The organism is Micromonospora maritima (assembly GCF_902825405.1).
Lineage (GTDB): Bacteria > Actinomycetota > Actinomycetes > Mycobacteriales > Micromonosporaceae > Micromonospora > Micromonospora maritima.
Genome location: NZ_CADEAU010000207.1, coordinates 1 through 9,148, shown reverse-complemented (window position 1 = coordinate 9,148; position 9,148 = coordinate 1). Strand labels below are relative to the sequence as shown.

At 74.6% G+C, this 9,148-nt stretch carries 11 protein-coding genes and 2 pseudogenes; 8 read left to right on the top strand and 5 right to left on the bottom strand.

Annotated features, from left to right (window positions below; all coding sequences use genetic code 11):
- Positions 1-289 (bottom strand): annotated as a pseudogene (locus HUW36_RS18555) (hypothetical protein); the annotation flags it as partial.
- Positions 290-414: 125 nt separating this feature from the next.
- Here HUW36_RS18555 and HUW36_RS18550 point away from each other — a divergent pair.
- A complete protein-coding gene (locus HUW36_RS18550; RefSeq protein WP_174529325.1) occupies positions 415-792 on the top strand; it encodes an NADH-quinone oxidoreductase subunit A in 378 nt (125 codons plus the stop codon).
- A 2-nt stretch (positions 793-794) separates the two neighbouring features.
- Here the strand turns inward: HUW36_RS18550 and folP are convergent, their stop codons facing one another.
- The gene (folP, locus tag HUW36_RS18545; RefSeq protein WP_174529324.1) at positions 795-1,664 is read right to left on the bottom strand and encodes a dihydropteroate synthase; all 870 of its coding nucleotides are present in this window, start codon (positions 1,662-1,664) and stop codon (positions 795-797) included.
- A gap of 215 nt (positions 1,665-1,879) precedes the next feature.
- Here folP and HUW36_RS18540 point away from each other — a divergent pair, with 215 nt between their 5' ends.
- The 4 genes from HUW36_RS18540 (at position 1,880) to HUW36_RS18525 (ending at position 4,519) form a co-directional block, all read left to right on the top strand.
- Positions 1,880-2,632, top strand: coding sequence for a DivIVA domain-containing protein (locus HUW36_RS18540; RefSeq protein ID WP_174529323.1), 753 nt, complete (start codon positions 1,880-1,882; stop codon positions 2,630-2,632).
- Positions 2,629-3,126 (top strand): SRPBCC family protein, encoded by a 498-nt coding sequence (locus HUW36_RS18535; RefSeq protein WP_174529322.1) that lies wholly within the window; start codon positions 2,629-2,631, stop codon positions 3,124-3,126. The genes HUW36_RS18540 and HUW36_RS18535 overlap by 4 nt, the downstream gene beginning before the upstream one ends.
- A 135-nt stretch (positions 3,127-3,261) precedes the next feature.
- Positions 3,262-3,846, top strand: coding sequence for a DNA-3-methyladenine glycosylase I (locus HUW36_RS18530; protein WP_174529321.1), 585 nt, complete (start codon positions 3,262-3,264; stop codon positions 3,844-3,846).
- A 25-nt stretch (positions 3,847-3,871) separates the two neighbouring features.
- Complete coding sequence (locus HUW36_RS18525) at positions 3,872-4,519, top strand: hypothetical protein (RefSeq protein ID WP_174529320.1); 648 nt, start codon at positions 3,872-3,874, stop codon at positions 4,517-4,519.
- A gap of 6 nt (positions 4,520-4,525) precedes the next feature.
- Here the strand turns inward: HUW36_RS18525 and HUW36_RS18520 are convergent, their stop codons facing one another.
- On the bottom strand, positions 4,526-5,317 hold the full coding sequence (locus HUW36_RS18520; RefSeq protein WP_174529319.1) for an enoyl-CoA hydratase/isomerase family protein: 792 nt from the start codon (positions 5,315-5,317) through the stop codon (positions 4,526-4,528).
- A 4-nt stretch (positions 5,318-5,321) separates the two neighbouring features.
- On the bottom strand, positions 5,322-6,140 hold the full coding sequence (locus HUW36_RS18515) for a PaaX family transcriptional regulator (RefSeq protein ID WP_174529318.1): 819 nt from the start codon (positions 6,138-6,140) through the stop codon (positions 5,322-5,324).
- A gap of 190 nt (positions 6,141-6,330) precedes the next feature.
- Here HUW36_RS18515 and HUW36_RS18510 point away from each other — a divergent pair, with 190 nt between their 5' ends.
- Together HUW36_RS18510 and HUW36_RS18505 are read left to right on the top strand one after the other, a co-directional pair.
- The gene (locus HUW36_RS18510) at positions 6,331-6,498 is read left to right on the top strand and encodes a DUF3117 domain-containing protein (RefSeq protein ID WP_013283866.1); all 168 of its coding nucleotides are present in this window, start codon (positions 6,331-6,333) and stop codon (positions 6,496-6,498) included.
- Between the two features lie 144 nt (positions 6,499-6,642).
- Complete coding sequence (locus HUW36_RS18505; protein WP_174529317.1) at positions 6,643-8,106, top strand: leucyl aminopeptidase; 1,464 nt, start codon at positions 6,643-6,645, stop codon at positions 8,104-8,106.
- A gap of 11 nt (positions 8,107-8,117) precedes the next feature.
- Here HUW36_RS18505 and HUW36_RS18500 read toward each other — a convergent pair whose 3' ends face one another.
- Complete coding sequence (locus HUW36_RS18500; protein WP_174529326.1) at positions 8,118-8,726, bottom strand: O-methyltransferase; 609 nt, start codon at positions 8,724-8,726, stop codon at positions 8,118-8,120.
- A 254-nt stretch (positions 8,727-8,980) separates the two neighbouring features.
- On the opposite strand from HUW36_RS18500, the pseudogene HUW36_RS34530 reads away from it, so the two are divergent.
- A pseudogene (locus HUW36_RS34530) lies at positions 8,981-9,148 on the top strand (peptidase S1); the annotation flags it as partial.

The window sequence follows — 9,148 nt, the reverse complement described above, 5'->3', positions numbered from 1 at the left end:
TCCGATCTTCCTCGGTCGGCGGCGGCGTGGTCGGTTCCGGCGCGGTGGTGGTCGGATCGCCGGTGGGCGTCGGCTCGGTCGGGTCCCCGCCGGGATCGCCGCCCGGAACGTCCGGGTCGCCCGGGGCGGCCGCGTGGACCACGCCGGCCAACGGGGAGGGGGCGGCCGCGGCCCACCCCGGCGCCACCGCCACGACCGTCGCGGCCGCGGCGAGCAACGCGGGAGCGAACAGCGCGAGAGTACGGCGGTGCGCGACCCGCCGAGCGGGTCGAACGCGGGGGCGGGTCATCTGTCCTCCGGACGTTTCAACGAGGTCTCATTATTCGGCGACAGTTGCCATCCAGCACTAGTCCCGTCAGGAAACGAATTCGTAACGTGTCCGGGACGCCTGGACGGGACCGGTACGCTCCGCTCGTGACCGGATATCTCGGCTCGTACGCCACACTCGGTCTGCTGCTGCTCGCCGCCGTGCTCTTCTTTGTCACGGCGTTCTCGGCCAATCGGGTGTTACGTCCCGGCCGGCCGGCCGAGCCGTGGGGCAAGCGGGCCACGTACGAGTGCGGTCTCGACCCGGTCGGCGGCGACTGGGCCCAGATGCAGATCCGCTACTACGTCTACGCCTACCTCTACGTGCTCTTCGCGGTCGAGGCGGTCTTCCTCTTCCCCTGGGCGCTGGTCTTCGACCGCCCCGGGTTCGGGGTGACCACCGTGGTGGAGATGGGCGTGTTCGTGGCGGTCGTGGCGCTGGGGATCCTCTACGCCTGGCGGCGCGGCGTCCTGCGCTGGACCTGACCCTAGGCCAGCCCGCGCCGGGTGGCCGCCGGGGGCCGGTCGCCCCGGATCGAGGCCACCATGTCCAGCACCCGGCGGGTCTGGCGCACCTGGTGCGCCCGGAACACCCGGGCGCCCAACCACGCCGAGACCGCGGTGGCGGCCAACGTCCCCTCCAGCCGCTCGGGCACCGGCAGGTCCAGCGTCTCGCCGATGAAGTCCTTGTTCGACAGCGCCACCAGCAGCGGCCACCCGGTGTCGGTCAGCTCGCCGAGCCGGCGCGTGATCTCCAACGAGTGCCTGGTGTTCTTGCCGAAGTCGTGCGCCGGGTCGATCAGGATGCCGTCCCGCCGCACGCCCAGTCCCACCGCCCGCTCGGCCAGCCCGGTGACGGTGCCGACCACGTCGGCCACCACGTCGTCGAAGGCCGCCCGGTGCGGTCGCGTACGGGGGGCCAACCCGCCGGCGTGCGAGCAGACCAGCCCCGCGCCGGTCGCCGCGGCGACCCGGGCCAGCGCCGGGTCCGCCCCCGACCAGGTGTCGTTGAGCAGGTCCGCGCCGGCCGCGACCGCCTCCACCGCCACCTCGGCCCGCCAGGTGTCGATCGAGACGACCACGTCCGGGAAGGCGGACCGGACCGCGGCGATGGTGTCCACCGTCCGGCGGATCTCCTCGGCCACGTCCACCTCGTCGCCCGGACCGGCCTTCACCCCGCCGATGTCGATGATCTCCGCGCCCTCGGTCACCGCGCGCTCCACCGCCCGCAGCGCGCTGTCCTCGGCGAAGGTGGCGCCCCGGTCGAAGAACGAGTCCGGCGTACGGTTGACGATCGCCATCACCACCAGCTCGCCGGGGGCGAAGGTCCGCCCACCGAGCCGCAGCGCTCCCGTCATGCCCGCCCCCTCGTCTGCCCACCCGGCCGGCCGCCGTCGCGGGCCGACCCGACGCTATCCGGTCCCGGCCTCCGGTCCTCCGCTGGTCCCACCGTCCCGTTCCGGGCGGTCGGCGCCGTCTGGCCACGTCGGGTGAGGTGCGGGACGGCAGGCGTTTCCGAGTCGGAGGTGGCGGAGGGCTCGCCCGATCCCGGCCCGCATGCCACGATCTCTGCATGGGTCAGGTTCTGCTCCTTCTGGTGGTCGCGCTGACCGTCGCGGCGGTGGTGCTCGGGGTGACGGTGCTCGTCTCCGGGCGTGATCCGGGCCTGGTCCCGACCGAGCCCGACGGGCGGGCCGTGCCGCTGCCCGGCAGTCGGCCGCTCGACGAGTCCGACGTGAGCGAGGTCCGCTTCGACACCGCGCTGCGCGGTTACCGGATGGCCCAGGTCGACGCCGCGATGCGTCGGGCCGCGTACGACATCGGCTACAAGTCCGAGCTGATCGGCGTGCTGGAGGCCGAGAACACGGCGTTGCGGGAGGGGCGCACCGAGGAGGCCGACGCGCTGCGCCGGGCCCGCGAGGAGGCCGCCGCGACCGGCCCGGAGCCGGACCCGTCGGTCGTCGATCCCACGGCGCCCGGCCCGGTGACCATCGACCTCTCGGCGCCCGCGCCCGGATCAGGCGTCGAGCCGGAGACCACCGGGCCGAAGACCGCCGCCGCGCCTCGGGGCGCCGGTGATGCCGGAGGTGCCCGTGAACCGCGAGCAGCCGCCCGGCCGGCAACCCTGGCAGGGTCCGAGACGGACGCCGGTGCCGGGGTCGCCCCGGCCGAGGCGGGCGTGGCGGAGGCTCCGGCCGCCGCAGCCGTCGAGGACACCACCTCGCCCGGTGACGGGATCATCACCGGACCGTCCGCCGGGAGCGTGCCGGCAGCCGGTGCCGACGACCGGGAACGCGGTCCGGTGGTCCGATCGGAGTCGGCGTGACCGGCACGGAGGGTTCCGCCGACTTCGCCGAGGCGGCCCGGCGCGGCGCGGCCGAGGTCACCGCGACGGTGATCGTCGACGCGCCGGCCGAGCGGGTCTTCGCGGCGCTGACCGCGTGGGAGCGGCAGTCGGACTGGATCCCGCTCACCACGGTCCGCGTGGTCGAGGGCGACGGCGGCGAGGGCAGCCTGGTCGAGGCGGTCACCGCGCTGGGTCCGGCCGTGCTGCGGGACGAGATGCGGGTGGTGCGGGTCGACGCCCCGTACGAGGTCGGGGTGGTCCACTGCGGCAAGCTGCTGCGTGGCCCGGGGGTCCTGCGCTGCACCCCGATGGACCGGGACCGGACCCAGGTGGTCTGGCACGAGTGGTTCCACCTGCCGGGCGGCGCGGCGGGCCGGGTCGCCTGGCCGGTGCTCTGGCCCGGCTCGAAGTTCAGCCTGACCCAGGCGTTGAAGAGGTTCGCCCGCCTGGTCGAACAGGGCCGCCTGCCCTGACCCCGCCTCCCACCAGGCAGGAGTCGTGGAGATCTGGGAAGAACAGCGCCCCTGTGGGGGCCGTTCGGTTCCAAGATCTCGAAGCCGCGAGCCGCGCACGGGGAGCCTGTCGGTGGGCTGACCTACCGTGGAGACGTGACTGACCTGGTGATCGGGGCCGACGGGCTGGCCCGTTGTGCCTGGGGGGCGAGCACCCCCGACTACGCCGTCTACCACGACGAGGAGTGGGGGCGGCCGCTGCGCGGCGACGACGCGCTCTACGAGCGGCTCACCCTGGAGGCGTTCCAGTCCGGCCTCTCCTGGCTGACCATCCTGCGCAAGCGTGCCGCGTTCCGGCTCGCCTTCGGCGATTTCCGGATCGAGACGGTGGCCGGCTACGGCGAGGCCGACGTCGCCCGGCTGATGGCCGATGCCGGCATCGTCCGCAACCGGGCCAAGGTCGAGGCGGCGATCGCCAACGCCCGGGCCGCGCTGGAGCTTCCGGAGGGCCTGTCCGCGTTGCTCTGGTCCTACGCGCCCCCGCCCCGGGCCGCGCGGCCCGCCTCGTTCGGCGAGGTGCCCGCGGTCACGCCGGAGTCGACCGCGATGGCCAAGGCCCTCAAGAAGCGGGGCTTCCGCTTCGTCGGCCCGACCACGGCCTACGCGCTGATGCAGGCGACCGGGATGGTGGACGACCATCTCGCCGACTGTCACGTGAGTGGCGACCGGGCCGGGGTGTGACGCGACGGCGTGATGGGATTGGGGCATGACCGACACCGAGCCGCGGACGAGCGGGACGACCGACGGTGACACCACGCCGGGCGCCTGGGCGGTGCTGCTGCCCGCCGAGCGCCATGAGGCCGAGCGGCTGGTCCACCACGACGTGCTGGAGCTGAGCGGCCTCCCGGAGGGCGCCGCACCCCGACCCGGTGACCGGGTGGCGGTGCTGGTCGAGGAGCCGCTGCGCCTGGTGGCGCTCGGCCGGGTCGCCCCGGCCACCGCCGGGACCCGGAACGCCCCGGCCGCCGGGGGGAGCTGGGAGGACCCGGACGACCCGCAGTCCGACACGACCGCGGGGCTCGTGGTGACGTACACCCGGCGGGTGCTGGACGAACCGGTGCCGGTGGACGGCCCGGCCCCCGACGGTCCGGTCACCGCGCTCGACCCGGCGCGGTGGCGCGCGCTGGCCGACCGCCTCGGCCCGCCGCCGGCGCGGCGGACCTGGCTGGTCAGCCTCGACCTGCCGATCGAGGCGGCGACCCGGGCCGAGGCGGTCCGGATCTTCTGGTCGTACGTGCAGGAGCTGGGCCCGCGCGAGCTGCCCGCGTTCGTCTCGCCCTCCGGCGACGAACTCGCCATGCAGGCGTTCGTGCTCGGCGTGGAGGCCAACCAGGATCCGGAGGAGGACGACTGACCCCGGTCAGCGCCCTTCGAACACCGGCTTCTGCTTGTTGACGAACGCCATCGTGGCGGCGCGGTGGTCGGCGGTGCCGCCGCAGATCGCCTGTGCCTGCGCCTCGGCGGCGAGCGCGTCGGCGAGCGTGCCGGCGTCGGCGATGGAGAGCTGGCGCTTGATCGCGCCGTAGGCGACGGTCGGGCCGGCCGCGAGCCGGGCGGCCAGTTCCTGCGCCGTGGGGAGCACCTGCTCGTCGTCGTCCACCAACCGGGTGAGCAGCCCGAGCCGGCACGCGTCCTCGGCGCCGACCGGCTCGGCGAGCATCAGCAGCTCGACCGCCTTGGCGTGGCCGACCAGTCGGGGCAGCGTCCAGGAGGCCCCGGTGTCGGCGGCCAGCCCGACCCCGGCGAACGCCATCAGGAACCGGGTCTTCGGGCCGCCGATCCGGAAGTCGGCGAGGAAGGCCAGCGAGGCGCCGGCCCCGGCGGCCATGCCGCGCACCGCGGCGACCACCGGCTTGGGCAGGTTGGCCAGGCGGGCGGCGATCGGGTTGTAGTGCGCCCGCACGGTGCCGAGCGGATCGGTGTCGGCCGACTCCAGCGTCTGCACGTGCTCCCGCAGGTCCTGCCCGGCGCTGAACGAGCCGCCCGCGCCGGCGAGCACGACCGCCCGGCAGGAGCGGTCGGTCTCCAGCTCGGCCAGGGTGTCCCGGAGCGCCTCCTTGAGCGCCACGTCGAGCGAGTTCATCGCCGTCGGGCGGTTCAGCGTCAGGGTGACGACGGCGTCGGTGCGGTCGACGAGCAGCGGCTCGGTCACGTGTCTAACGACCCTTCTGTCGGGCGAGGCGGTTGCTGGCGTCGAGGCACTGCTCGACGTACCGGTCGGCGGCCGGCCGGAGCCGGGCCGCGTGCCGGTCGAAGAACCCGGCCGCGCTGGTGCCCGGCCAGCGCTCGGGGAGCAGCGCCGGAGGCAGCTGCGGGTCCCGGAACAGGAAGGTACGCCACGCGTGCACGAGCCGGAACCGGGCCGCGTACGCGTCCTCGTCGCTGCTGCGCACGGTGACGCCGGAGAGCAGCGGCTTCTGTTCGGCGACGAAGCGCTCGTACGCCCGGCCGATCTCGGACAGGTCCCAGGCCCGGCGGACGACGCCCATGGCGCCGGGCGTGCCGGCGGCGTGCGCGGCGGTGAACCGCTCGTAGCGCACGCCGGCCTCGGCGAGCAGCAGGTCGACGTCCTCGCCGGGGCGGGTGGCCACCCAGGTGCAGTCGTCGAGGGTGCCGTAGCCGAGGAAGCTGAGATTGGCGGCGAGCCGCTGGCGGTCCCGGCGGGACGGAGGGGCCGTCAGCACCAGGAGGTCGAACCGTCCGTCCCAACTGTGCCGACCGGTCCGGTAGATCCGGGAGGCCGCCTCGTCGAGTCGACGGCCCGCCTTCGGGGTGATCGAATATCCCGGTCCGGAGGCCAGCCGGAGCGGTTCCAGCCAACCCTGGCGGACCATCCGGGAGACGGCGGTGCGCACCGCCGGTGGGGCGATGCCGAGGGGTGCGAGCAGCTTGACCAGGGCGGCGACCGGCGCGCGGCCACCCCTGGCGCGGAGGTGGTCGCCGTACAGGTCGAAGAGTGCCGACCGTGCCTGCATGACCGCACATTGTGACAGGCCTATCCAAGATAAGCTAGATGCTGTTACATCAATGCTGCTTCGGTTTGGGTCCGGCGGTGTTCATCAGGGAAAATCGTTGGTCGACGCCTCCGCGACGCTTGCGGGTGGCGATGGCGAAGTGGCTGTGGGGCAACCCACCGACCCTGGTGTAGGTCTGAGGGGAGACAACATGGCGGCGATGAAGCCGCGGACGGGCGACGGTCCGCTGGAAGTCACCAAGGAGGGCCGGGGCATCGTCATGCGGGTCCCGCTGGAGGGTGGTGGCCGGCTCGTCGTCGAGATGACTCCCGACGAGGCCACCGCGCTGGGTGACGCGCTGAAGGCGGCTGCCGGCTGATGCGAGGAGCGGGCCGCGCGGCGAACGCCGCGCGGCCGGTTCGTCCTACCCTGAGCCACCGGCTTGGCCGGTGGCTCAGGGCCTTTATCGGCCAGTGAGCGGCAAACTGTCCCGCTTGGAGCATTTTCGGAGGTACGGTCCAGCGTGCTGGCCATTCGTCTGGTGAGCGGGTCCGTGCGACCCGACACCCTCGTCCTGCCCGTTCGTCCCGGAGGGCCGGACTCCCCGGCCGTGCCGGTGCCGACCGCCACCCCGTCCGTCGCCGACGACGTCCGGGCCGAGGTGGAGGCGCTGCTGCCCGCCGCCCGACTCACCGGCGTCGCCGGCGAGGTACGCGAGCACCTGCGCCCCGGCGCCACCCCGCAACGTCTCTGGCTGCTCGGTGTCGGCGCCGGCGACGAGCAGGACTGGCGGGTCGCCGGGGCCGCGCTGGCCCGCGCCGCCAAGGATGAGACGCAGATCACCATCACGCTTCCCGACGACGCCGGGACGGCGCTGCGCGGCCTTGCCGAGGGCCTGCTGCTCGGGTCCTACCGCTTCCGCCTCACCGACGCCGGGACCCGGCCGTCCCTGGCCGGGGCGGACCTGCTGGTGGCCGACCCGGAGGCGCTGGCCGACACGCTCGCCGCGGCCCGGACCACGGCCGAGATGACCGCGCTGGCCCGGGACCTGACCAACACCCCCTCGTCGACGAAGCACCCGGAGTGGTTCGCCGACCAGGTGGCCGCCGCCGCGTCCGGCCGACCCGACCTGCACCTGCGCGTCCGCGAACCACGGGAACTGGCGGCCGAGGGCTTCGGCGGGATCCTCGCCGTCGGGGGCGGCTCCGCCCGCGGCCCACGCCTGGTCGAGCTGGACTGGCGCCCGGCCGGCGCGCGTACCCACGTGGTGCTGGTCGGCAAGGGCATCACGTTCGACACCGGCGGCATCTCGATCAAGCCGGTGCCCGCCATGAAGCTGATGCGCAAGGACATGGCCGGCGCGGCCGCCGTGGTCGCCGCGACGCTCGGCGCCGCCGCGCTGGGCCTGCCGGTACGGGTCACCACGCTGGCCCCGCTCGCCGAGAACATGGTCAGCGGCTCGGCCTTCCGCCCGGGCGACGTCATCCGGCACTACGGCGGTCTGACCAGCGAGAGCACCAACTCCGACGCCGAGGGGCGGCTGGTGCTGGCCGACGCCATGGCGTACGCCGTGCGGGAGCTGAAACCCGACCTGCTGGTCGACCTCGCGACCCTGACCGGGGCGAACGCGGTGGCCCTGGGCAAGCGGCACGCCGCGCTCTACAGCGAGAACGACGACCTGGCCGCCGACCTGCTGGCCGCGATCACGTCGGCCGGCGAGCGGGCCTGGCGGATGCCACTCGCCGACGACTACGCGGAATACCTGGCGAGCGACCTCGCCGACCTGCACAGCTCCCCGGCGCAGGGCGCCGGCTCGGTGGTGGCCGCGCTGTTCCTCCGCGAGTTCACCGGCGAGCTGCGGGACCGTTGGGCACACCTGGACATGTCCGCCCCGTCGTGGTCCGACGACGTGCACGGCGAACTGGTCAAGGGCGCGACCGGCTGGGGCGTACGCGGACTGCTGCGCTGGCTGGGGACGCTGGGCTGACCGGCGGCGGGTCAGCTCCGCACGGCGGCGAGCAGGCCGTGGCCGACCGGCAGCAGCGCCGGCACCCAGTGCTCGGACTCGCGGATCGCCTTGACCGTCTCCCGCACGGTGACCGTCTCCACGTCCCGGGCGGCCGGATCGCCGATCCGGCCGCCGGCCAGGGCACCGTTGAGCGCGAGCACGCCGCCGGGCCGCAGCAGCCGCAGCGCCGCGTCCACGTACGCCGCGAAGCCGGTCGCGGCCGCGTCGGCGAAGACCAGGTCGTAGGCGCCGTCCGCGAGGCGGGGCAGCACGTCGAGCGCCCGGCCGGTGATGATCCGGGTACGTCCCGACGGGAAGCCCGCCTCCTGGAACAGCCGGCGGGCGAGGCGCTGGTATTCGACCTCGACGTCGATCGTGGTGAGCACGCCGTCGGGGCGCATGCCGCGCAGCAGCCAGACACCGCTGACGCCGGTGCCGGTGCCGATCTCCACCACCGCCCGGGCGTTGCCGGCGGCGGCGAGCAGTCGCAGCGCGGCGCCGGCGCCGGGCGTCACCGCCTCGACGCCCACCTCGCGGGCGAGCGCCCGGGCGGTGCGCAGCACGAGGTCCTCGGTGACGTACGACTCGGCGAACTGCAGTGCCTGGGCCGTCGAACTGCCGTGACCGGCGACCGTGGCGATGGGACACCTCCGGGGGCGGGCTGGTGCGAGGGGTCGGTTGGCACTGTGAGCGTAGAGGCGACCCGGTACGGGCGCAGCCGCGAGTCGGCGGTGGGACGATCACGGGCGGCAACCCCTGACTCCACGCGGGGCATCCGTGCAATCCTGGAGGTGTCCCGCGCGTCACGGTCGTCCGGCTCCGCCGGCGCCCGGCGCGGGGCGTGCGGGACGGAGTGGGAGGCACGGACGTGACCGACGGCTGGGACTGGCGCCAGCCCGGCGGAGCGCCGGCACCGGCGGGAGGGCCGGGGCCAGGGCAGCCACCGCAGGGGACCGCGGGTGGGACGACGTCGCCCTGGTGGTCCGACGCGCTGGCCGACCCGTGGCGGGACCCGTACGCG

Coding starts and splice junctions, on each gene's coding strand:
- folP (WP_174529324.1), bottom strand. CDS start 1,664: ATGACGGGAGCGCTGCGGCTCGGTGGGCGGACCTTCGCCCCCGGCGAG.
- HUW36_RS18540 (WP_174529323.1), top strand. CDS start 1,880: ATGGGTCAGGTTCTGCTCCTTCTGGTGGTCGCGCTGACCGTCGCGGCG.
- HUW36_RS18525 (WP_174529320.1), top strand. CDS start 3,872: ATGACCGACACCGAGCCGCGGACGAGCGGGACGACCGACGGTGACACC.
- HUW36_RS18515 (WP_174529318.1), bottom strand. CDS start 6,140: ATGCAGGCACGGTCGGCACTCTTCGACCTGTACGGCGACCACCTCCGC.
- HUW36_RS18510 (WP_013283866.1), top strand. CDS start 6,331: ATGGCGGCGATGAAGCCGCGGACGGGCGACGGTCCGCTGGAAGTCACC.